General features: G+C 71.6%; 20 protein-coding genes. 13 read left to right on the top strand and 7 right to left on the bottom strand.

What is annotated here, in order from left to right:
* The first annotated feature begins 233 nt into the window (after window positions 1-233).
* A complete protein-coding gene (locus HHL10_RS03730) occupies window positions 234-1,247 on the top strand; it encodes an LLM class flavin-dependent oxidoreductase (protein WP_169159005.1) in 1,014 nt (337 codons plus the stop codon).
* A 5-nt stretch (window positions 1,248-1,252) separates the two neighbouring features.
* Window positions 1,253-1,495 (top strand): RNA-binding S4 domain-containing protein, encoded by a 243-nt coding sequence (locus tag HHL10_RS03725; RefSeq protein WP_169159307.1) that lies wholly within the window; start codon window positions 1,253-1,255, stop codon window positions 1,493-1,495.
* A gap of 22 nt (window positions 1,496-1,517) precedes the next feature.
* Here HHL10_RS03725 and HHL10_RS03720 read toward each other — a convergent pair whose 3' ends face one another.
* Complete coding sequence (locus tag HHL10_RS03720; protein WP_169159004.1) at window positions 1,518-3,623, bottom strand: TonB-dependent receptor plug domain-containing protein; 2,106 nt, start codon at window positions 3,621-3,623, stop codon at window positions 1,518-1,520.
* 204 nt (window positions 3,624-3,827) lie between these two features.
* Between HHL10_RS03720 and HHL10_RS03715 the strand changes: the two genes are divergently transcribed.
* Both HHL10_RS03715 and HHL10_RS03710 read left to right on the top strand, forming a co-directional pair.
* Window positions 3,828-4,802, top strand: coding sequence for a Tim44 domain-containing protein (locus tag HHL10_RS03715; protein ID WP_205832900.1), 975 nt, complete (start codon window positions 3,828-3,830; stop codon window positions 4,800-4,802).
* Between the two features lie 13 nt (window positions 4,803-4,815).
* Window positions 4,816-5,376 carry a protein-tyrosine phosphatase family protein gene (locus tag HHL10_RS03710; RefSeq protein ID WP_235971063.1) on the top strand — a complete coding sequence of 187 codons (561 nt, stop codon included), beginning with the start codon at window positions 4,816-4,818 and terminating at the stop codon, window positions 5,374-5,376.
* A 77-nt stretch (window positions 5,377-5,453) separates the two neighbouring features.
* On the opposite strand, the gene HHL10_RS03705 is transcribed toward HHL10_RS03710, so the two are convergent.
* Window positions 5,454-5,666 carry a cold-shock protein gene (locus HHL10_RS03705; protein WP_169159003.1) on the bottom strand — a complete coding sequence of 71 codons (213 nt, stop codon included), beginning with the start codon at window positions 5,664-5,666 and terminating at the stop codon, window positions 5,454-5,456.
* A gap of 263 nt (window positions 5,667-5,929) precedes the next feature.
* Between HHL10_RS03705 and HHL10_RS03700 the strand changes: the two genes are divergently transcribed.
* The 3 genes from HHL10_RS03700 to HHL10_RS03690 are packed head-to-tail and all read left to right on the top strand — an operon-like array spanning window position 5,930 to window position 7,936.
* Entirely contained in the window at window positions 5,930-6,559 is a 630-nt protein-coding gene (locus HHL10_RS03700) for a pseudouridine synthase (protein WP_169159002.1), read from the top strand.
* A 19-nt stretch (window positions 6,560-6,578) separates the two neighbouring features.
* On the top strand, window positions 6,579-7,181 hold the full coding sequence (locus HHL10_RS03695; RefSeq protein WP_169159001.1) for a flavin reductase family protein: 603 nt from the start codon (window positions 6,579-6,581) through the stop codon (window positions 7,179-7,181).
* Window positions 7,178-7,936: an SDR family NAD(P)-dependent oxidoreductase gene (locus HHL10_RS03690; protein ID WP_169159000.1), complete on the top strand. Its 759-nt coding sequence runs from the start codon at window positions 7,178-7,180 to the stop codon at window positions 7,934-7,936. Before HHL10_RS03695 ends, HHL10_RS03690 begins: the two co-directional genes overlap by 4 nt.
* Before the next feature lie 13 nt (window positions 7,937-7,949).
* Here HHL10_RS03690 and thpR read toward each other — a convergent pair whose 3' ends face one another.
* Window positions 7,950-8,507 (bottom strand): RNA 2',3'-cyclic phosphodiesterase, encoded by a 558-nt coding sequence (thpR, locus tag HHL10_RS03685; RefSeq protein WP_169158999.1) that lies wholly within the window; start codon window positions 8,505-8,507, stop codon window positions 7,950-7,952.
* Between the two features lie 158 nt (window positions 8,508-8,665).
* On the opposite strand from thpR, the gene HHL10_RS03680 reads away from it, so the two are divergent.
* Window positions 8,666-9,910 (top strand): MFS transporter, encoded by a 1,245-nt coding sequence (locus HHL10_RS03680; RefSeq protein ID WP_169158998.1) that lies wholly within the window; start codon window positions 8,666-8,668, stop codon window positions 9,908-9,910.
* A gap of 145 nt (window positions 9,911-10,055) precedes the next feature.
* Here HHL10_RS03680 and HHL10_RS03675 read toward each other — a convergent pair whose 3' ends face one another.
* From HHL10_RS03675 to HHL10_RS03660, 4 genes are all read right to left on the bottom strand, one after another.
* Window positions 10,056-11,189: a YbdK family carboxylate-amine ligase gene (locus HHL10_RS03675; protein WP_169158997.1), complete on the bottom strand. Its 1,134-nt coding sequence runs from the start codon at window positions 11,187-11,189 to the stop codon at window positions 10,056-10,058.
* A 141-nt stretch (window positions 11,190-11,330) separates the two neighbouring features.
* The gene (locus HHL10_RS03670; protein WP_169158996.1) at window positions 11,331-12,533 is read right to left on the bottom strand and encodes a cation:proton antiporter; all 1,203 of its coding nucleotides are present in this window, start codon (window positions 12,531-12,533) and stop codon (window positions 11,331-11,333) included.
* 105 nt (window positions 12,534-12,638) lie between these two features.
* Entirely contained in the window at window positions 12,639-13,382 is a 744-nt protein-coding gene (locus HHL10_RS03665) for a 2OG-Fe dioxygenase family protein (protein ID WP_169158995.1), read from the bottom strand.
* 47 nt (window positions 13,383-13,429) lie between these two features.
* Entirely contained in the window at window positions 13,430-14,332 is a 903-nt protein-coding gene (locus HHL10_RS03660; RefSeq protein WP_169158994.1) for an ion transporter, read from the bottom strand.
* 109 nt (window positions 14,333-14,441) lie between these two features.
* On the opposite strand from HHL10_RS03660, the gene HHL10_RS03655 reads away from it, so the two are divergent.
* From HHL10_RS03655 to HHL10_RS03635, 5 genes are all read left to right on the top strand, one after another.
* Complete coding sequence (locus HHL10_RS03655) at window positions 14,442-14,993, top strand: YaeQ family protein (protein ID WP_169158993.1); 552 nt, start codon at window positions 14,442-14,444, stop codon at window positions 14,991-14,993.
* 73 nt (window positions 14,994-15,066) lie between these two features.
* On the top strand, window positions 15,067-15,351 hold the full coding sequence (locus tag HHL10_RS03650; protein ID WP_169158992.1) for a GNAT family N-acetyltransferase: 285 nt from the start codon (window positions 15,067-15,069) through the stop codon (window positions 15,349-15,351).
* Window positions 15,348-15,926: a DUF924 family protein gene (locus HHL10_RS03645; RefSeq protein ID WP_169158991.1), complete on the top strand. Its 579-nt coding sequence runs from the start codon at window positions 15,348-15,350 to the stop codon at window positions 15,924-15,926. Before HHL10_RS03650 ends, HHL10_RS03645 begins: the two co-directional genes overlap by 4 nt.
* A 33-nt stretch (window positions 15,927-15,959) precedes the next feature.
* Entirely contained in the window at window positions 15,960-16,439 is a 480-nt protein-coding gene (locus HHL10_RS03640; protein ID WP_169158990.1) for a RidA family protein, read from the top strand.
* Between the two features lie 274 nt (window positions 16,440-16,713).
* A complete protein-coding gene (locus tag HHL10_RS03635; protein WP_169158989.1) occupies window positions 16,714-21,834 on the top strand; it encodes a pre-peptidase C-terminal domain-containing protein in 5,121 nt (1,706 codons plus the stop codon).
* The last annotated feature ends 20 nt before the right edge of the window (window positions 21,835-21,854 follow it).

The following is a 21,854-nucleotide window of genomic DNA, read 5'->3' as shown; positions in this document are numbered from 1 at the left end:
AGGGACTTGCCGCGGGCCCGGCAGCGGGGCTGGGTTAGATTGCCCGCCCTGCCGTCCCGGCGGCTCTTTGCACTCATGCGCGCTCCGGCCATGAGCACGAACACTGAATGCCCGTTCGTGCTGAGGTATCGAAGTACGAACGGGCGCTGCAGCCAGGTGGCAGGGCTTCGATACCTCAGCCCGAACGGGATGGGCCAACCGTTTTTCTTTGGCGCCGCGCCGCCGTGCCACTCATGAAACTCTCCGTCCTCGACCAATCCGTTTCCCTGGCCGGCGCCGGGGAAGACGCGGCGATCCGCGACACGCTCGACCTGGCCGTGCACTGCGAGGCGCTGGGCTACCAGCGCTTCTGGTGCTCGGAGCACCACAATTTGTTGACCATCGTGGGCAGCGCGCCGGAGCTGCTGCTGGCCGCCATCGCCGCGCGCACCACGCGCATCCGCCTGGGCAGCGCCGGCGTGATGCTGCCGCACTACTCGGCGCTGAAGGTGGCCGAGCAGTTCCGCGTGCTGGACGCGCTCGCCCCGGGCCGCATCGACCTGGGCGTGGGCCGCGCCCCGGGCGGCGACATGCGCACCGCGCGCGCCCTCAATCCCAACGCCTACGCGGCGGCCGAAAACTTCCCGCAGCAGGTGCAGGAGCTGCAGGCCTGGGTCGGCGGCGCGACGCTCCAGGGCATCACCGCGCACCCGCGCCCGCCCGAGGGGGCCGGCGTGGAGCGATCGCCCGAGCTGTGGATGCTGGGCAGCTCGGACTACGGCGCGCAGCTGGCCGCGCACCTGGGCCTGCCCTACGCCTTCGCCTACTTCTTCATGGACGGCCAGGGCGTGGAGCAGGCGCTGCACCTCTACCGCACGCTGTACCGGCCCAGTGAGCGGCACCCGAAGCCGCAGGCCACGATCTGCGTCTGGGCGCTGGCGGCCGACACCGAGGAGGAGGCGCGGCACCACACGCTGTCGCGCGAGCGCTGGCGGCTGGACCGCGCCCGCGGCGTGTTCGGCGCGCTGCAGCCGCCCGACGAGGTCGCCCGGCGCGGCTTCGACGCCATCGAAACGCAGCAGCTGGAGCCGATGCGTCATAAAGCCTTCGTCGGCACGGCCGGGAGCGTGGGCCGGAAGCTGCGTGCGCTGGCGGCGAACCTGGATCTCGACGAGCTGGTCATCAACACCTGGGCTTTCGACCCGGCCGTGCGGCGGCGCTCCTATGCGCTGCTGGCACGCGAATTCAACTTGAAGGGGAGCGCGTGATGCGCATGCAACAGATCGATTTCGAGCTGCGCGGGGACTTCATCCCGCTGGACGCGCTGCTCAAGGCCACGGGCCTGGCCGACAACGGCGGCGCCGCCAAGGCCATGGTGGCCGCCGGCAAGGTGGAGGTGGACGGCCAGCAGGAGCTGCGCAAGACCGCCAAGCTGCGCGCCGGCCAGGTGGTGGCCGTGGCCGGCACGCGGGTGCGCATCACGCCGCCGACGGGGGCAGCTTCACTGCCGGAGTGAAGATGGCGCACCGCCCCTTGGCTCAGAGCTTCATCTCCAGCCGCAGCAGCCAGTCCACGTCACTGCGCGTCACCGTCTGCGAGAACTCGCTCACGCCCGCCGCCTCCACGCCGCTGCCGCGCAGGTAGTCCGGCGTCGTGAGGTTGGTGGCCGACAGCCGCAGCGCCAGGTTCGGGTTGAAGTTCCACAGCGCGTAGGCGTCGAACACCGGCTTGCGGCCCTGGCGCGCGAATTCCGTGGCCGAAAGCCGCGTGACGTAGCCCGGCGTCCAGTTGAAATTCGCGCCCAGCGTCAGCGGCACGCTGCGCAGCTTCCAGTCCGCGCCCAGGTTGGCCGTCATGCCCGGCTGCTGGTCCACGCGGTTGTCCGGCCCCGGCACGTCGTGCACGCGCGAGCGGAAGAAGCTCACGTTGCCGCGCAGGTCCAGCGCCGGCGCCTGCGCCATGAATTCACGCAGCGCGAACTTCGCCTCCAGCTCCAGGCCCTGCACCGTGGCGTCGCCCACGTTGCGCGGCCGGTTCACCCAGCGCGCGCCCGCGCCGGGCAGCGTCTCCAGCCGCGTTTCGTTGCGCACCAGCTCGCTGATCTCGCGGTGGAACACGCCCGCGCTCAGCACCCCGCCGCCGCCCAGGTAGCGCTCGAAAGTCAGGTCCAGCCCGGTGGCCAGCTCGGGGCGCAGCGCCGGGTTGCCGGCGCGGTCGGGGCTGGTGGGCGAGTTGTCCGTGCTGGGCACCGGGCGGCCGATGAGGCTGCCCAGCGTCAGCGCGCGGTAGCTGCGCGTCAGGCTCAGGCGCAGCTGGTCGCGCTTCTTGGGATCGGGCTTCCACACCGCGTGCAGCAGCGGGCTCCACACGGCGCTGCGGTTGCGCTGCGCGTCGTCCAGGCCCGCACCGCGCGTCTCGATCGCCTCCCAGCGCAGCCCGGCATGCGCGGCCCAGTGGCGGTTGATCTCCCACTCGTCCTGCGCATAGACCGCCACGCGCTGCGAGCGCGCCTGCAGGCTGTTGCCGAAATCGGGGAACAGCGCCGCGCCGTTGAGCAGGTTGACGCGCGCCTCCTCGCGCCGCGAGCCCTCCAGCTCCAGCCCGGCCACGCCGCTGTGCGACTCGGCCAGCAGCGTCGAGGCCTTCACGCTGGCGCTCCAGCTGTGGTCCGTGGTGGTGGCCTGGTCGTCGCGCGTGCGCAGCGCGCGGCCGGCGGCATCGCGCTCGAAGCGCAGGCCGTCGTCGTCGTACTGCCAGCGCCCGAGGCTGGCGCGCCACTCCAGCCGCGTGCCGTCGTCCAGGCGCTGGTTGCGCTGCGCGCTCAGCCGCGTGAGCGAAAAGCGGGTCCGGCCGCTGCCGTCGGAGCGCACGTAGGCCGGGTCGGCGAGGTCGAACACGCCGACGTGGCGGCGGCTGTCGCCTTCGGCGTAGAGGGCGAAGGGCGTGAGCGTGAAGCTTTCACCTTCGCCCAGCCGCCACTGCAGCCGGCCGTTGAGGCTCAGGCGCTGGCGCTCGCTGCGGCTGTCGCTGGCCTCGCGCCGCAACAGGGCGCCGCCGCCGTCGCTCACGCTGCGCACGCTCTGGGTGTCGCTGCGCGTGCGCGCCGCACCCAGCGTGAGCGTGTAGGACAGCGCATCGGCGCTGCCGTTGCGCGTCCAGCTCAGGCCCGGGCTCAGCAGCCCGTCTTCCAGGCCCAGCGACAGCCGCAGGTCGTTGAGGCGCTTCCTGAAGCTTTCGCGCGTGACGATGTTGAGGGTGCCGGCGATGGCGCGCGCGCCGGTCTCGGCGGTGGGCGCGCGCAGGATTTCGATGCGCTCGACCTGCTCCGGCGCCAGCGAGTCGATCTCGAAGCCGCGCGGCACGGCCTCGCCGTCGAGCAGGATCTGGGTGTAGCCGTTGCCCAGGCCGCGCAGGCGCGGGTTGCCGCCGCGGCCCGGGGCACCGTCCACCGTCACGCCGGGCAGGCGCTTGAGCAGCTCGCCCAGCGTGGCGTCGCCGAAGCGCTCGATCTCCTCGCGCCCCACCACGGTCTTGGCCACGGTGGACTCGCGCCGCTCGCGCAGGTCGCTGCCGACGCGCTCGCCGGTGATCTCCACCCGCTGCGGCGCCTCGGCAGGCACGGCCTCTGCCGATGGAGAGGGCACGGGCGTTGCCGCGGTTTGCGCGGCGGCGACGGTGGCCAGGCCACATGCCAGGGCGGCTAGGCCCAGACGCTGGAACGGGAGAGCGGACTTCGGACAGGACATTCCGAAATTGTCATTCACCCTTATTGGGGAACTTTGTCACGCCCCCATCATTCAGAACCGGAAGCCCGGGCCATCGCCCGGAGACCTCAAGAGAGACAAGCAATGAGCAAGACAAGGACTGGACTGCTGGGTGCGCTGATGCTGGCCGTGGCGGCCGTGTCGTTCACGCCCGTGGACGTGGAAGCCAAGCGGCTGGGCGGCGGCGGCTCCTCGGGCATGCAGCGCAGCCTGCCGCAGCGCAGCACGCCGCAGACGCCCCCACCGCAACAGGCGCCGAACCAGGCCGCGCCGGGCCAGCAGGCCACCGCGCCGGCGGCCGCTGCGGCGGCCGGCAAGCGCAGCTGGCTCGGCCCCGTCGCCGGCCTGGCCGCCGGCCTGGGCTTGGCCGCGCTGTTCAGCCACCTCGGCATGGGCGAGGCCGTGGCGAACTTCGTGATGATGGCGCTGCTGGCCGTGGCGGCGATCTTCCTGATCCGCTTCCTGATGCGCCGCTTCATGGGCAACAAGACCGCCGCTCAGCAGCCGGCCTTTGCCGGCGCGGGCGCGGCCGGCACGGCGTCGAACTGGAACGCGCAGCCGCCGGGCTTGAACGCCTCGCCGATGCAGCGCCAGGCTGACGCCTTCGGCACGCCGGCCTCCAACCCGGGCTACACCAGCGCCGGCGTTGCCGACAGCGCGCTGGCGCCCAAGGCCGCGCCGAACCTGCCGGCCGACTTCGACGTGGCCGCCTTCGAGCGCATCGCCAAGCAGATCTTCATCCGTATGCAGGCGGCCAACGACGCTAGCGACCTGGAAGACCTGCGCAGCTTCACCACGCCGGAGATGTTCGCCGCGGCGCGGCTGGACCTGCAGGAGCGCGGTGCCAAGGCGCAGACCACGGACGTGGTGCGCGTCGATGCCCAGGTGCTGGACTGGGCCCAGGAGCCCGACCGCCAGGTGGTGAGCGTGCGCTACAGCGGCCTCATCCGCGAGGAGCGCGACGCGCCGGCCGCGGACTTCGACGAGGTCTGGCACCTGGTCAAGCCCAACGACGGCAGCCGCAACTGGGCCATCGCCGGCATCCAGCAGTACCACTGAGGCCCCCAGCGCAATGAGCAGCACGCCCGACATGGCCGGCAACGGTCCGTCCACCACGCCGCCGCCGGGCGCATCGCGGGTGCTGGGCAGCGCCGCGGCCGTGATGCGCGGCGTGGCGCTGCCGCCGGACGTGCCCGGGCGGCTGTGGCTGTCGGCCATGCCCGGGCGCTTCGAGCCGCTCAGGCGCTTCCTGGCCGAGGCGCGGGAGCGCAAGGTGGCACTGGTGCTGTGCCTGGCGCCGGTGGAGGAGCTGGCGGCGCTGTCGCCGGCCTACCGCACCGCGGTGACGCAGGGCACGCTGCCCTTTCGCTGGCTGAACCTGCCCATGCGCAACTTCGGCCTGCCGCCGGACCTGCCCGACTTCCACGACGGCATCGCCCAGGCCACCCAGGCGCTGCGCGCGGGCGACGCGGTGCTGCTGCACTGCGCCGCCGGCCTGGGGCGCACCGGCAGCGCCGCGGCCTGCGTGCTCAAGTCGCTGGGGCTGCCCACCGAGCAGGCGCTGCAGCGCGTGCGCGAGGCGGGCTCGAACCCGCAGACGGCGCAGCAGACCGGGCTGGTGGAGCGCTTCTGAGCCGCGGCGCCTGACCGCGGCCCCATAACGAAAAACGCGGCCAGCGGCCGCGTTTTTTCATGCTCAGGCGTTCCGGCTCAGAGGGCGCGGATGCTGGCGGCCTGCAGGCCCTTGGGGCCCTGGCGCACTTCGAATTCCACGCGCTGGTTTTCCTGCAGCGTCTTGAAGCCGTCGGACTGGATCTCGCTGAAATGCGCGAACAGATCCTTGCCGCCGCCATCGGGGGTGATGAAACCATAACCCTTGCCGGCATCAAACCATTTCACGATGCCGCTTTGCTGAGTGCTCATGCAAATACCTTGTTGTTGAAGCGTCAAACCCCGCCCACGTCTCCCACGGGCGGAGACAGAAACGCTCAAGAGCGTCGATCGGGAATTCGAACCAGGCCGGCCAAGGGCTCGTCCCCAGGGGGAACACCACTCGGCGGAGCGGGAAAGACCAGCAATAACAATCTTGGCAATTCTGCGCGAACCATTCTACACACCGAGCTTTTGGGCTCCTGACGGCGTTTTCACGGCATATATGCTCGCGCCCACATAGGCTCCCGCACCCCATGGACGCTATTTCCTTGCTGCACGCTGACGAATCGCTGTTGATACTCGTCAAACCCTCCGGGCTTTTGGCCGTACCCGGACGAACCATGTCCGATTGTTTGGCGGCACGCGTGCAATCTCAATTTCCCGACGCGCTGGTGGTGCACCGGCTGGACATGGCGACCTCGGGCCTGATCGCCATGGGCCGCGGCGCGGCAGCGCAACGCGCGCTGAGCATCGCCTTCGCCGAGCGCCGCGTGCACAAGCGCTACATCGCGCGGGTGGCGGGCCGCCTGGAAGCGCCGGCGACCGGCTGGGGCGAGATCGAGCTGCCGCTGCGCTGCGACTGGCCGAACCGGCCGCGGCAGATGGTCGATCCGGAGCTTGGGAAAGCGTCGCTGACGCGCTGGCGCGTGCTGGCGCACGAGGACGACGCCACGCGCGTGGAGCTGGAGCCGGTGACGGGCCGCTCGCACCAGCTGCGCGTGCACCTGGCGGCGCTGGGCCATCCGATCCTGGGCGACGAGCTCTACGCCCCGGCCGAGGCGCTGGCGCGCGCGCCGCGGCTGCTGCTGCACGCGGCGGAGCTGGCGCTGCCGCACCCGCTGCACGGCGAGGTCATGCGCTTCGCCAGCCCGGCGCCGTTCTGAGCGGCGGCATCATCGCCCCATGCGTCAAGACGTTCCCTTACCCCAAGCCTACCGCCTGCTGAACCACGGCCCGACCGTGCTCGTGAGCGCCGCCCATGGCGGACGCCGCAACCTCATGGCCGCCGCCTGGGCCATGCCGCTGGACTTCGATCCGCCCAAGGTCGCGGTGGTGCTCGACAAGAGCACCTTCACGCGCCAGCTGATCGAGGCCTCCGGCGAGCTGGTGCTGAACCTGCCCTGCCGCGCCCAGGCCGACATGGCCTACACGGTGGGCAGCTGCAGCGGCGAAACGCTCGACAAGTTCGAGGCTTTCAACATCGGCAGCTTCGCCGGCAGCGCCACCGGCGCGCCGCTGGTCGAGGGCTGCGTGGCCTGGCTGGAGTGCCGGCTGCTGCCCCAGCCCGACGTGCAGACCCGCTACGACCTGTTCCTGGCCGAGGTGGTGGCGGCGCAGGCCGACACGCGCGCCTATGCCCAGGGGCGCTGGCGCTTCGGCACCGGGCCGGACGCCGACCCGGCGCTGGACAAACTGCGCACGCTGCACCACATCGCCGGCGGCCGCTTCTTCGTCACCGGCGAGCAGCTGCAGGCCCGTTCGGAGGTGAAGGAGGTGAAGTCATGAGCCGCCTGGTCATCCTCACCGGCGCCTCGCGCGGCATGGGCCGCGCCCTGGCCGTGGCGCTGCTGCAGCGCGAAGGCACCCGGCTGCTGACGCTGTCGCGCCGTCCCGACGCGGCGCTGGAGGCCGAGCCCCGCGCCGCCGGCAGCACGCTGGAGCAATGGGCGCTGGACTTGGCGCAGCCGGTCGAGGCCGCCGCGCGGCTGGAGGCCTGGCTCGCGGCGCAGGGTGGCAACTCGGTCTCGGAAGCGGCGCTGGTCAACAACGCCGCGCTGCTGACGCCGCCGGGGCCGGTGGAGTCGGTGGAGGCCGACCTGCTCTCGGCCGCGCTGCGCGTGGGACTGGAGGCGCCGGTGCTGCTCACGCGCGCCTTCCTGCGCGCCACCGAGCCCTGGCGCGTGCCGCGCAAGGTGCTCAACATCTCCTCGGGCCTGGGCCGGCGTGCCATGGCCGCCAGCGCGCCCTACTGCGCGGTGAAGGCCGGGCTGGACCACTTCACGCGCGCGCTGGCGCTGGACGAGGCGCTCAAACCGCTGGGCGCGCGCGTGGTGTCGCTGGCCCCGGGCGTGATCGACACCGACATGCAGGTGCAGCTGCGCGGCGGCGACCCGGCGCATTTCCCGGACCACGACCGCTTCGTGCAGCTGCGCGCGCAAGGGCTGCTCGACAGCCCGCAAGCCGCCGCCGCGAAGCTGCTGGCCTACCTGGAGCGGCCCGATTTCGGCCAGCAGCCGGTGGCGGATGTGAGGGAGCCTTGAGCGGGCCGGCCGCTCAGACCGCCTCGGCCGTCCTGAGCACCTTGTAGAAGCCGCCGTCGGACTGCACCAGCGCCAGCTGCGCCAGGCGCCAGTGCAGCGGCGGCGGCGCCACCGGCGGCTTGGCGCCTTGCGCCTGGCGCGCCAGCGTCAGGTGCGGACGCCAGGGCTTGGCTTCCAGCGACACGCCCAGCTGGCGCAGCCGCAGGCCCAGCTGCGCGTGCAACGCCTGCAGCGAGGCCGGCACGGTGTCGGGCTCCAGCACCGCGATGCCGCCGCGCCACAGCGACGGCTGCGACAGCGTCAGCTCCGCCGCCGCGAAGGAGGCCGGCATGGCCTGGACCAGCGGCTCGACCTGCGCCTGCGGCACCTCGCCGATGAAGTGCAGCGTCAGGTGCAGCTTGGAGGCCGGCGTGGTGCGCGCCTGCGGCGGCCAGCGCCACAGCTGCTGGTGGGCGCGCGCCTCCCAGCGCTGCGCGTCATCCGGCCACAGGCCGATGAAGAGCCGGGCCATGGCGGCATTGGGAGTGGAGTTGTTGTCGGAAAGCACAGCGGTGGCGTCGGGCGTTGTCATGCCCCCTACCCTAGCCGGCCCGGGCGTTTCGCGTAAGCTGGTTGGGCTCATGCCCCTGCCGCGCGCAGGCATCGCGGCGACCGCCCGCCCGGTCCGCCCGCTTTCCAGTAAGCACCCCCTGATCGTCTTTCGGCCGCTTTCCGAGGCGGCTGCGCTCCATGACCGCCGTTTCGCCCACCGTCTCCGCGTCCGACTCGCCGCTGCGCTCTTTCCGTTCCTTCATGCTGTTCTGGTGGGGACGCCTGGCCGGCACCACGGCGGCGCAGATGCTGATGGTGGCGCTGGGCTGGCAGATGTACGAGATCACCGGCAGCGCCTGGGACCTGGGCCTGGTCGGCCTGCTGCAGTTCCTGCCGGCGCTGGTGCTGACGCTGCCCGCCGGCCACATCGTGGACCGCCACGACCGGCGCTGGCTGCTGACGCTGTGCCTGGCGCTGCAGCTCGTGGTGGGCCTGGCGCTGGCGCTGGGCACGGCCGGCGGCTGGGTCGGCCGCGAGCTGATCCTGGGCCTGTCGCTGCTGCTGGGCGTGGCGCGCGCCTTCCAGATGCCTTCGCAGCAGGCGCTGGCGCCCACGCTGGTGCCGGCGGCGGTGCTGCCGCGGGCGCTGGCCTTCAGCTCCGGCGCGATGCAGGCGGCGGTGGTGGCCGGGCCGGCGCTGGGCGGCTTCCTGTACGCCGCCGGGGCCACGGTGGTCTACGGCGTGTGCGCGGCGCTGTTCGCGCTGGGCTGCGTGCTGATCCTGCGCATCACGCCGGTGGCGCGAGCGGCGCAGCGCGAGCCGGCGAGCTGGAGCTCGATGCTGGCAGGCCTGCGCTTCATCTGGCAGCGCCAGGCGATCCTGGGCGCACTGTCGCTGGACCTGTTCGCCGTGCTGCTGGGCGGCGCCACGGCGCTGCTGCCGATCTTCGTGCGCGACGTGCTGCACACCGGGCCCTGGGGCCTGGGCCTGCTGCGCGCGGCGCCGGCGGTGGGCGCGCTGTTGGTGTCGGTGTGGCTGACGCGCGCGCCCATCGAGCGCGGCGTGGGCCGCAAGATGCTGCTGGCCGTGGGCGTGTACGGGATGTCGATGCTGGTGTTCGGCGCCTCCACCAGCTTCGCGCTCTCCTTCATGGCGCTGTTCGTCTCGGGCGGGGCCGACATGGTCAGCGTCGTGATCCGCCAGACCCTGGTGCAGTTGGACACGCCCGACGAGATGCGCGGCCGGGTCGCGGCGGCCAACTCCATCTTCATCGGCGCGAGCAACCAGCTCGGCGAGTTCGAGTCCGGCGCCACCGCCGCCGCGTTCGGCCCGGTGGGCTCGGTGTTGCTGGGCGGCGCGGGCACGCTGCTGGTGGTGGGGCTGTGGTTCAGGTTCTTCCCCGCGCTGGCGCGGCGCGACCGGCTGCAGGGGCCGGCCCAATAACCCGCTTGCCCGTAACGAGCTTTCCGTTCGCCCTGAGGTATCGAAGGGTGAACGGCTCTCACCGTGGTGCCGCCATCGCAGCCTGACGGCTTCGCACTTCGATACCTCAGTGCGAACGGGTCATTTCACGAATGGAAGGCCGGCGTCACAGCGTCGCCGCCCTTCCCTCGAAGCGCAGGCATTGCCGGCGCACGACCTCGGGCAGGTACTGCTCGTGCGCCTGCACCGCGCGCAGCCAGGCGGCGTCGCTGCCGTCGTCGCGGCCGAGCATGTCGCGCAGCAGCAGCAGCGCTGGCTCGGCCTGCAGCTCGATGGCGTGCGACTCCACCTCCTTGAGCGTCTGCGCGATCTGCGCCCGCAGCGACTGGCGCTCGGCGCTGCGCGCGTCCACCACCTCGCCCTCCAGCCCGAAGCGGCAGGCCTGGAAGCGGTTGTAGGTGTAGGCCAGGTAGTCGTCCTCCTGCGGCTGGAACGGTTTTTCCAGCACCAGGCGCCGCGCCACGCACTGCAGGTAGGCCGCGATGGCCGCCGCCTTCTCGATGGTCAGCGGCGTGTCCATCACCCGCACCTCGATCGTCCCGTACTCGGGCTTGGGCCGGATGTCCCAGTAGAAATCCTTCATGGACTCGACCACGCCGGTGTGGTGCATCTTCCCGAAGAAGGTCTTGAACTCCTCCCAGGTCAGCACGTAGGGCGCGCGCCCGGACAGCGGGAAGGCGAACACCGAGTTCAGCCGGGCTGACTGGAAGCCGGTGTCGCTGCCCTGCACGTAGGGCGAGGAGGCCGACAGCGCGATGGCGTGCGGGATGTAGCGCTGCAGCGCGTGCAGCAGCCACAGCGCCTGGTCCGCGTCGGGACAGCCGATGTGCACGTGCTGGCCGAAGACGGTGAACTGCTTGCTGAGGTAGCCGTAGAGCTCGGAGACCTGGCGGTAGCGCGGCGTGTCGTAGATGCGCCGGCGGCTCCAGTCCTGGAACGGGTGCGTGCCGCCGCCGCACAGGCGCAGGTTCTGCTGCTGGGCGCAGTCCACCAGCGCGTCGCGCACCTCGCGCAGCTGCGCCAGCGCCTGCGGGTGGCTGTGGCACACGCCGGTGGAGAGCTCGATCATGCTGCTGGTGATCTCGGGCTTGACGTCGGCGGCCAGCTTGTGGCGCCCGATGAGGCGCAGCAGGTCGTCCGAGCCGGGCGTGAGGTCGTAGTCGTGGCGGCTGACGATCTGCAGCTCCAGCTCCACGCCCAGCGTGAAGGCCTCGGAACGGGCAAAGGGCGGCAGGCTCATGTCGGAACTCCTTTCATTCGGTGGCAGGCCTCTATGAGCCCGTTCGGGCTGAGGTATCGAAGCCCGGGCGGGCACTGCAGCCTGTCGGATTCGCCCTTCGATACCTCAGGGCGAACGGTTCTCTGTCATGCACTCCACAACTCAGCGCGGTTGCTCGTGGACTTCCGCCTCGTTGGCCAGGCGCAGCCCGTAGAGCAGCACCAGCGGCGCGGGCAGCTCCAGCAGCGCCAGCATGCTCAGCAGCAGCGGCATGAGATCCGCCGCGCTGGCCGGGTGCAGCGCGGCGAAGTCCAGCGCCAGCAGCCAGGCCGTGGCCGACATCGGCAGCAGCGTCGCGCCCAGGCAGCCGGCCTGGCGCCAGCTCAATCCGCTGGCCGGGGCCAGCAGCGCCACGGCGGCGAGCTTGGCCAGCGCGCGCGCGCCCAGCAGCGCCGCGGCCACGCCGATGGCCTCGGGCAGCTTCGCCGGCGACCAGGCCGAGGCGGCGGTGACGAACAGCACCATCACCAGCACGCCGCCGGCGCTGCCGAACTGGCGCCGCCACACCCACGGGCGCGGATGGCGGTTGCGCAGCCAGATGCCCGCCAGCAGCGGCACCAGCAGCGTGGACAGCTGCAGCGTCTTGGCCACGGCCAGCGCCAGCAGCACGCAGCCCAGCAGCAGCGCCACGGCGTTGTCCTGGCGCAGGTCCAGCCGCCGCGCGATCAGCCCCAGCGCCGAGCCCAGCAGCGCGCCCAGCACGATGGAGCCGGCAAAGCCCACCAGCACCGGCAGCAGTGCCTCTTCCCAGCCGGGATTTCCCAGGCGCAGCCCGGCACTCAGGGCCTTGAGCAGCAGCACGGCATAGAGCGTGTTGAGCGCGCTGAGCGTGCTCAGCCGCTCCGTGACCTGCCCGGCGGCGTCGCTCTCGCCAATGACCCGCTGCACCACTGCCGGCGACACGCTCACGGCGATGAAGGCCAGCACCACCGCCACGTTGTGCGGCACCTCCAGCCAGGCCGCCAGCGCGTACACCGCCAGCGCCGTGAGCAGGGATTCGAGGATGCTGGTGGCCAGCAGCGCCGGGTTGCGCAGCAGCCAGCGCAGGTTCAGCCGCGCGCCGGCCTCGAACAGCAACAGCGCCAGCGCCATGTCCACCACCAGCCGCAGCGCGGTCTCGCTGCCGCTGGCGCCGCCGCCGAAGATGGCCAGCACGGTGCCCACGGCGCCGTAGCCCATCAGGCGCGGCCAGTGCAGCAGCCGCCACAGCCCCTCGCCCAGCAGCGCCGCCAGGATCAGCACCAGCGTCGCGCCGAGAAGCGTGTCCGGGCTCAGGTCCCAGGGGGCGGTGACGAGCGAGTTCATGAGGCTCCAGGCTGCGAAGGGGCGTGACTTTGACGCAGTGCAGCATGGAGCGGTGTCACAAGCCGTGACGCCCGGGCGGCGCCACGGCCTGTGCGGGCGGCGGCTTCAGCGGTGCAGCGGGTCCGCCGGCCCCTGGAAGCCGCCCTTGCGCAGCGTCACCACCAGGGTGTCGCGCCAGCCGATCTCGCCCGCGGGCTGGATGGGCGTGGTTTCGTGGATGACGCGGGTGTCGTCCAGCAGCAGCAGCGAGCCGGGCTCGCTCATGGTGAAGCGCAGGCCCTGCGGGCCGTTGGCGTCGAAGACGCGCGTCTCGCCGCCCTTGACGCCCTGGCGATCGACCAGCAGCACCGCCACCAGATCGACGCCGTCGCGGTGCGCGCCCTCGGGCGTGGGCCGGCCGATGCCGTCGGTGGTGTCGATGCGGAAGGCATGCGCTTCCACGTACCAGGGCTGCACGCCGCGCAGCGCGTCGGCCCGGGCCGCGAGCAGGCGCAGCAGCGGCATCCACAGCGCATCGGCCTCCAGCGCCGGTTCCACCGGCTCGAACCAGCGCTCGATGCCGCCGTGCAGCGCGTTGTACTCGACGGGCTGCCAGTGGGCGCGGTGCGGCACGGGCCGCACCTGGCCGTCGCTGACGACGTAGTTGGCGTGGCGCCGGCGCCGGTAGCGGCCGCCGTCGCGCAGGTAGGCGTCGGGCGGCAGCCGGTCCCAGAACGGCCGCCAGGCCTGCAGCGCATCGGGCCCGGCGTGCAGCAGCGTCTGCAGCGCCTGCGGCGAGAGCACCGCGTGGCCCTGCGCGCGCAGGACGTCATCGAGCCGGGCCGGGTCGGTGAAGGGCGGGGGCAGCATGGGAACCTTTCTGGCGAAACGCAAAAGCTTGAGAAGACCAAGGCGCCTCAGGCCTCGGTGTCGGTGAAGTAGCGCGGCAGCCGCGCACCGCAGTCGCGGCAGAAGCGGGCCGAGGGCTCGTGGCCCACGCTCAGGCACGCCGGGCAGGTGCGCGTGGTGGGCTCGCGGCGCACGCGCAGCGCCGTGAACTCGGCGCTGACGATGCCGGTGGGCACGGCCAGTGTGCCCCAGCCCAGCAGCATCATCGCCGAGGCGATGAAGCGGCCCAGTTCGGTCTTGGGCGTGATGTCGCCGAAGCCCACGGTGGTCATGGTCGTGATGGCCCAGTACACCGACACGGGGATGCTGTGGAAACCATTGGCCGGGCCCTCCACCACGTACATCAGCGTGCCCATGACCACCATCACCAGCAGCACGAAGGACAGGAACACCAGGATCTTGCGCCGGCTCGCCAGCAGCGCCCGGCCCAGCATGCCGTACTCCTCGACGTAGGCCCCGAGCTTGAGCACCCGGAACAGCCGCAGCAGCCGCAGCACGCGCACGTCGATGAGCGCGTGCAGCCCCGGCACCAGCAGCGACAGGTACGTGGGCAGGATGGCCAGCAGGTCGATGATCCCGAAGATGCTGCGCGCGTAACGCAGCGGGCGCATCACGCACGACAGCCGGGCGATGTACTCCAGCGTGAACAGCACCGTGAAGGCCCACTCCAGCGCGTCGAAGACCGGGCCCCAGCGCTGGCGATAGCCCGCCACGCTGTCGAGCATGACCACCGTCACGCTGGCCAGGATCAGGCTGATGAGCAGCAAATCGAAGGTGCGGCCGGCCGGGGTGTCGGCCTCGAAGATGACGGTGTAGAGCTTGAGCCGCCAGCCGGTAAGCGGACGGCCCAGGCGTTGCGCATCCGAGCGCGTGGCGCGTTCAAGGGCTGAAGGCTTCGAGGCCAGATTCATGGGCGTCTCCGGTACGGGCCGATTTTCGGCTGTGGCACAGTCGCGCCCCGCTGCCCCACCGCAACCCTCAAGAAGTTTTTCCGATGTCCTTTTCCCGCGGAGCCCGCGCATGGCGCTGAAGTCCACCATCTACAAGGTCCAGCTGCAGCTGGCCGACATGGACCGCCATGTCTACGCCGACCACTCGCTCACCCTGGCGCGCCACCCCTCCGAGACCGAGGAGCGGCTGATGATGCGGGTGCTGGCCTTCGCGCTGCACGTGTCCGCCGACGACACGCATGGCCAGCTGGAATTCACCAAGGGCCTGTCCGACGTGGACGAGCCCGCGCTGTGGCACAAGGACCTCACCGGGCAGCTGCTGCACTGGATCGAGCTGGGCCAGCCCGACGATCGTCGGCTCATCAAGGCCGCCGGGCGCGCCGAGCGCGTCACCGTCATCGCCTACGCCGCCTCCACGCCGGTGTGGTGGGCGCCGCTGCAGGGCAAGCTCTCGCGTGCGCCCAACATCAGCGTGTGGCAGATCCCGGCCGAGCAGAGCCAGGCGCTGGCGGCGCTGGCGCAGCGCGGCATGAACCTGCAGGTCACGGTGCAGGACGGCATCGTCTGGGTTGGCGACGGCGAGCACTCGGTGCAGATCGAGCCGGTGAAGCTCACGCCCTGAGCCGCCCTCCCCGGCCCGGGGCCGGCCGCGGCGGCGCCACAATGGGCCGATCCTGGCTTGTGGAACCCCGCCGATGAACCCTCCCGTCCAGCACAACCCCGACCAGAACCGTTTCGAGTGCAGCCTGCAGGGCGCGCTGGCGCTGTGCCAGTACCGCCGGCGCGACGGCGGCGTCGATTTCGTCCACACCGAGGTGCCCGAGGCATTGAGCGGCCAGGGCGTGGCCGCGGCGATGGTGCGGCAGGCGCTGGAGTGGGCGCGCAGCGAGGGCCTGAGCGTGCGGCCGCTGTGCAGCTACGTGGCCTCCTACATGCGCCGCCATCCCGAGACGCAGGACCTGCTGGAGCGCGGGGCGTGAGCGCCACCGCTCCCGAGGCCCAGGCGGTCCTGGACTTCTGGTTCGGCCCGGCACCGCTGGCGGCACGCCCCCAGTGGTTCACCAAGAGCACCGCCTTCGACACCGAGATCCGCGAGCGCTTCGGCGCCCTGATCGAGGCCGCGCTGCGGGGCGGGCTCGACGCCTGGCAGGCCGCGCCCGAGACCGCGTTGGCGCGCGTGCTGGTGCTGGACCAGTTCACGCGCAACGCCTTCCGCGACACGCCGCGCGCCTTCGCCGGCGATGCGCAGGCGCTGGCCGGCGCGCGCGACATGGTGCGGCGCGGCTTCGACCAGGCGCTGGCGCCGCTGCAGCGCGTCTTCGCCTACCTGCCCTTCGAGCACGCCGAGGACCTTCGCTCTCAGGAGGAGGCGCTGCGCCTCTATGCCGCGCTCAGCGCCGCCGAGCCGTCGCTGGCGGACAACGAGGAGTGGGCGAAGAAGCACCACGTCATCATCCAGCGCTTCGGACGCTTCCCGCACCGCAACGCCCTCCTGGGCCGGGCCTCGACGCCGGAGGAAGTCGAGTTCCTGAAGCAGCCCGGGTCGCGCTTCTGACATCGAACGACGATACGCACGAGGAGAAGAGCCATGTCCGCCGACCAGCGTTTCCTGCAGGCCGCCCAGGCGCTGGGCCACCGCTTCGACGGCGAGATCAAGATCGGCGGCCATTACGTGCCGCTGGTGCGCCACGGTGACCAGGTCCACGTCAGCGGCCAGATCCCGCGCGTGGGCGACACCGTGCTCGTCACGGGCCGCGCCGGCGCCGAGGTGACGCTGGCGCGGGCGCAGGAGGCGGCCAAGGTCTGCGCCATGCGCGCCCTGGCGCTGCTGCAGCGCAGCCTGGGCTCGCTGGACCAAGTGGAGCGCATCCTGCGCATTACCGTGCACGTGCAGTGCACGGCGGACTTCACCCAGCACAGCGAGGTGGCCGACGGCGCCTCGGACCTGCTGTGCTTCGTGCTCGGCAACGAGGCGGGCGCACATGCTCGCACCTCCGTGGGCGCCTACCAGCTGCCCAAGAACGCCACCGTCGAGTTGGAGCTGCTGGCGGCCATCCGCGCGGGCTGACTCCCGGCCTGATCCAGTCGAGCCGACTCCGGCCCAAACCATCCGCGGCGCGGAAACGCCCGCGCGGATTTGCGTTCGCCTTGACACACGGAGTGACAAATTATTGCTCTGTGTGCTAATTTGTTAGCGACCTTCAGAAAGCCGTTGCCTTCGCGGCCGGGCACGCAGGCGCCCTCCTCATCCCTCTCCACGGGTTGTGCCGCCAACCCAGCCGGGCAATCCCATGAGCCAAACCAATCTCCTCAGCACCAGCCAGACCCAGGACCCACAGGCCATGGACACGGCTTTGGCAACCACCCGCACCGTATCCCGGGTGGCGGACGACTACGCCGGCTCCACCGCCACCACCGGCAGCGTCAGCCTGGGCGGCAGCACTTCGGGCAACCTCGACTCCAACTACGACACCGACTGGTTCCGCGTCACGCTGACCGCGGGCCAGCTCTACCGGTTCGAGCTGCGCGGCTACGACAGCGGCAACGGCACGCTGCGCGACCCCGAGCTGCTGCTCTACAACAGCGCCGGCCAGGGCCTCACCCGCGACGACGACGGCGGCACGGGCCTGGACTCGCTGCTGACCTACACCGCCACCTACAGCGGCACCTACTACCTCGCCGCCATTGCCCACAACAGCAGCGGCTACGGCAGCTACCGGGTCAGCGCCTCGGTGGTGGACGACTACGCCGCCTCCGCCGCCACCAGCGGCGGCCTCGCCGTAGGCGGCAGCGCCACGGGCACCATTGAAAGCAGCGGCGATGTCGACTGGTTCCGCGTCACGCTCGCTGCCGGCCAGAACTACCGGCTCGAAGCCCTGGGCGCGGGCACCAGCAGCGGCACGCTGGGCGATCCCTACCTCACGCTCTACAACGCCAGCGGCACGGCGCTGGCCTCCAACGACGACGGCGGCATCAACGGCAACTCGCTGCTGAGCTACGCCGCCACCGCCAGCGGCACCTACTACCTCGCCGCGCGCGCCTACAGCACCGGCACCGGCACCTACCAGGTCCGCGCCTCCGTGGTGGACGACTACGCCGCCTCCACCGCCACCAGCGGCAGCCTCGCCGTGGGCGGCAGCGCCGCGGGCACCATTGAAAGCACCACCGACGCCGACTGGTTCCGCGTCACGCTCACCGCGGGCCAGACCTACACGCTGGAGCTGCGCGGCTACGACAGCGGCAGCGGCACGCTGCGCGATCCCGAGCTGGCGCTCTACAGCAGCACCGGCACGCGCATCACCGGCGACGACGACGGCGGCGCGGGGCTGAACTCGCTGCTGACCTACACCGCCACCGCCAGCGGTACCTATTACTTGGGCGCCATCGCCCATGGCAGCGGCGGCACCGGCACCTACCAGATCAGCGCCTCCGTGGCGGACGACTACGCCGCCTCCACCGCCACCAGCGGCAGCCTCGCCGTGGGCGGCAGCGCCGCGGGCCGCATCGAGAGCACCAACGACATCGACTGGTTCCGCGTCACGCTCGCCGCCGGCCAGAGCTACCGGCTCGAAGCCCTGGGCGCGGGCACCAGCAACGGCACGCTGGGCGACCCCTACCTCACGCTCTACAACGCCGGCGGCACGGCGCTGGGCTCCAACGACGACGGCGGCACCAACGGCAACTCGCTGCTGAGCTACACCGCCACCGCCAGCGGCACCTACTACCTCGGCGTGCGCGCCTACGGCACCGGCCTTGGCAGCTACCAGGTCCGGGCCACGGTGGCCGACGACTACGCCGCCTCCACCGCCACCACGGGAACGCTGGCCGCAAACAGCAGCAGCAGCGGCAACATCAACAGCGCCGGTGACGCCGACTGGTTCCGCATCACGCTCAATGCCGGGCAGACCTACCGGCTCGAAGTGCTGGGCCAGGACAGCAGCAACGGGACGCTGACCGATCCGCTGCTGCGCCTCTACAACGGCAGCGGCGTGCAGTTGGCCTCCGACGACGACGGCGGCACCGGCCTGGATGCGCTGCTGACCTACACGCCCACCGCCACCGGCACCTACTACCTCAGTGCCGGCGCCTACGGCAGCGGCACCGGCAGCTACCGGGTGCGGGCCTCCTCGGACGACTTCGCCGCCTCCACGGCCACCGGCGGCAGCGCCGCGCTCAACACGGTGCGCAGCGGCAACATCGAGTCCGCCGGCGACCAGGACTGGTTCCGCGTCGCGCTGACCGCGGGCAGCACCTACACCATCACGCTCAAGGGCGCGCCTTCCGGCGTGGGCACGCTGGGCGACCCGCTGCTCGACGGCATCTTCGACGCCAGCGGCGTGCGCGTGGCCGGCACCAGCAACGACGACTACGGCGGCAGCCGCGAGTCGCGCGTGGTGTTCACGCCCACGGCCAGCGGCACCTATTACGTGTCCGCCGCGGGCTACGGCTCCGGCACCGGCAGCTACCAGCTGCTGGTCACGGGCAGCGCCAACACCGACATCGCGGCCAGCACCGCCACCACCGCCACGCTGGCCGCGGGCGGCAGCCTGCGCAGCCTGATCACGCCCGCCAACGACGTGGACTGGGTGCGCGCCTCGCTCACCGCCGGGCAGAGCTACGTCATCGAGCTCAATGCCGACACCACCGCCGCCAGCCCGCTGATGGACCCCTACTTCCGCGGCATCTACAACGCCGCGGGCACGCTGATCGCGGGCACCAGCAACGACGACTACGGCATCGGCACCAACTCGCGCGTGACCTTCACGCCCACGGCCAGCGGCACCTACTACCTGGCGGCCGGCGGCTTCGGCACGCAGATCGGCGCCTACGAACTGCGGCTGACGGCGCTGACGCCGACGGTCACGGATGCCGAGGCCGCCAGCACCGCCACCACGGCGGCGCTGACGCTGGGCACGGCGCGCACGGGCAGCATCGACTTCGCGCGCGACGTGGACTGGTTCCGCGTCGCGCTGACCGCGGGCCAGACCTACCGCATCACCGCGCGCGGCGCCGACAGCGGCTCCGGCACGCTGGCCGACCCGGAGATCGGCGGCCTGTACGACGCCAGCGGCCGCATCATCGTGGGCACCGGCAACGACAACAGCGCCGGCACGCCCGATGCGCAGACGCTGTTCACCGCCACGGCCACCGGCACCTACTACGTCGCGGTCCATGCCGCCAACGACGGCACCGGCAGCTACTCGGTGGCGGTCAACGCCGTCACCGCCTCCACCGACCTGCCCGCCAACGTCACCACCACCGCCGTGCTCGCGCCCGGCGGCACGCACAGCAGCGTCATCGACACGGTCGGCGACGCCGACTGGTTCCGCGTCTCGCTCAGCGCCGGCACCACCTACCGCATCGAGGCGCTGGGCTCGGCCACCGGCAACGGCACCCTGGCGGACCCGCTGATCCAGGGCCTGTACAACGCCAGCGGCGCCTTCGTGCCCGGCACCAGCGACGACGACGGCGGCACCGGCACGAACGCGCTCGTGACCTTCACGGCCACGCAAAGCGGCACCTTCTACCTCTCCGTGGGCGCCTTCTCGGCCGCCACGGGCAGCTACCAGGTCCGGCTCACGGCCCAGGGCACCGACACCACGGCACCCACGCTGCTGGCCACCTCGCCCGCGGACAACGCCACGGGCGTGGCCGCGTCGTCCAACCTCAGCATCGAGTTCAGCGAGGCGGTGCGCGCGGGCACGGGCACCATCTACCTCACCGGCGGCGGCGTGACGCGCGCGATCTCGGTGACCGACACCAGCCAGGTCAGCTTCAACGGCTCGACCCTGACCCTCAATCCCAGCGCGGACCTGGCCCTCAACACCGACTACAGCGTCACCTTCGGCGCCGGCGTGGTGAAGGACCTGGCCGGCAACAGCTTCGCCGGCCTCACTTCCAGCTCGCAGTTCAACTTCCGCACCGCCGCCGCGAACCAGCTCGACAGCTGGACGGTGCTGGTCTATGTCGCGGCCGACAACAACCTCGAAGGCTTCGGCATCGCTGACCTCAACGAAATGGAGTCGGTCAACCTGCCGGCCAACGTCAACGTGGTGGTGCTGGTGGACCGCGCCGGCGGCTACGACAGCAGCAACGGCAACTGGACCGACACGCGCTGGGGCTCGATCCGCTACGACACCAACACCTCGACGCTGGGCTCCACGCTGACCTCGCTGGGCGAGCGCAACACCGGCGACGGCGCGACGCTGACGCAGTTCATCAACAACGCCGTGGCCGCCAACCCCGCCAGCCACTACGGGCTGATCGTGTGGAACCACGGCGGCGGCCTCTCGGGCACGGCCTGGGACGACAGCAGCGGCGGCGACAACCTCACGCTGGCCGAGTACCGCGCGGCGGTGGATGCCTCCAACGTGGCGCGCTTCGACCTGCTGGGCTTCGACGCCTGCCTGCAGGGCATGGTCGAGCAGGCCTGGGACGTCAACGGCCTCACCGACGTGCTGGTGGCCTCGCAGGAGCTCGAACCCGGCGACGGCTGGGAGTACCAGGACTTCCTGGGCACGCTGGCGAGCAACCCCTCCTCCACCGCGTTCAACCTGGCCAACGCCATGGTCAGCTCCTACGGCGCTTACTACGCCGGCCAGCCCGACGTCACGCTCTCGGCCACGCGCACCAGCAGCCTGGCCGCGCTGAAGACGGCCATCGACGCCTTCAGCACCGCGGCCATCAACGCCGGCAGCGGCATCGCCGGCCAGCTGGTGTCCGCGGCCACGCGCGCCACGGCCATCGACGGCGGCGACTCCGGCTACCGCGACCTGGGCGACTTCATGCGCGAGGTGGTGTCCACCCTGCCGGGCACGGCAGTGGCCGGCGCCGCGCAGCAGGTGGTGGCGGCACTGGACGCCGCGGTGCTGTCCTCCAGCGGCACCGTCGCCGGCGCCAACGGCCTGAGCGTCTACCTGCCGCTGTCCTCGATCAGCAGCACCTACACCACCGAGCGCTTCACCTTCCTGCAGGACACGGGCTGGGGCAACTTCCTGCGCTTCATGCTCAATGACACGCGCGGCGACGTGCTCACCGGCAACGCCAACGTCAACACCTTCATGGGCTTCGCCGGTAACGACACCATCTCGGGCGCCGGCGGCAACGACGTGTTCACCGGCGGCGCGGGCGCAGACCAGTTCGTCTTCAACACCGCCGCGACCGCCAACGGCGTGGACACGATCACCGACTTCACGGCCGGCAGCGACAAGATCGTGTTCGACGACGACTTCTACGCGCTGGGCATCACCGGCACGCTGGCCGGCACGGCCCTGGGCGCGAGTGCCTTCGTCAACGGCAGCGCGGCGCTCGACGCGCTGGACCGCGTCATCTACAACGGCGCCACCGGCGCGCTGTACTACGACGCGGACGGCTCCGGCGCCGGCGCGGCCCGGCAGATCGCGCTGCTGGGCACCACCAGCCATCCCGCGCTGAGCGCCTCGGACTTCCTCGTGATCGCCTGAGGCCCGGCCCCAACCACCAC

The organism is Azohydromonas caseinilytica, from assembly GCF_012927045.1.
In the GTDB taxonomy this organism is placed as follows: domain Bacteria; phylum Pseudomonadota; class Gammaproteobacteria; order Burkholderiales; family Burkholderiaceae_C; genus Azohydromonas; species Azohydromonas caseinilytica.
Note: the sequence above shows the minus strand (reverse complement) of the source record. Positions and strands in the feature narration are given on the sequence as shown.